This window comes from Mesorhizobium sp. P5_C1, assembly GCF_054049815.1.
Genome location: NZ_JBFULQ010001387.1, coordinates 1 through 567, shown reverse-complemented (window position 1 = coordinate 567; position 567 = coordinate 1). Strand labels below are relative to the sequence as shown.

1 tRNA gene is annotated in these 567 nt (G+C 57.1%); it reads right to left on the bottom strand.

Going from position 1 to position 567, the window contains the following annotated elements:
• Nucleotides 1-340 precede the first annotated feature (340 nt).
• Nucleotides 341-415 (bottom strand) — tRNA-Gln (locus ACXJ7R_RS35960).
• Between the last annotated feature and the right edge of the window lie 152 nt (nt 416-567).

Genomic DNA, 567 nt, shown 5'->3' with positions numbered 1-567 from the left:
GCCCTTCTGGATGTAGAAGACGGAATCCGCCGGGTCGCCCTGCGAATAGACAGTCTCATTCTTGCGATACGTCGCCACAGTCCTCCCGCCGTCGACCGTATTGAGGAAGACGTTGACGTTGAATGGGCGCTTGTCGGTCCTGGCCACGACGGGTCTCAACTTAGGTAAGGGGATATTTTAGCGCAGGTCGCGCGTTAGGAAAATCACCTAGATTGATGACGGCAGCCGGTCCGGCGGCTGTCATGTCACAAGTGTGAACTGGACCACGCATCTTTGCCATTGGCCAATCGCTGCTGCCTATTCGAGATGGGTGATGTTCCAGGATGGACCCGGAAAAGTATGGCTGGGGCGCCAGGATTCGAACCTGGGAATGTCGGTACCAAAAACCGATGCCTTACCACTTGGCGACGCCCCAATTGCCGTCAGAGTCGCTTGTGCGGCGCGTTCTTAGCAGAGCAGCCGAAAAGCACAATCCTTATGAGCGACGATGGGAACGCCCMAAATGGGCAAGCAACGCAGCGCTGCCAGATGACATGCGATGGCTATTCGGCCCACACCGCCATCTCG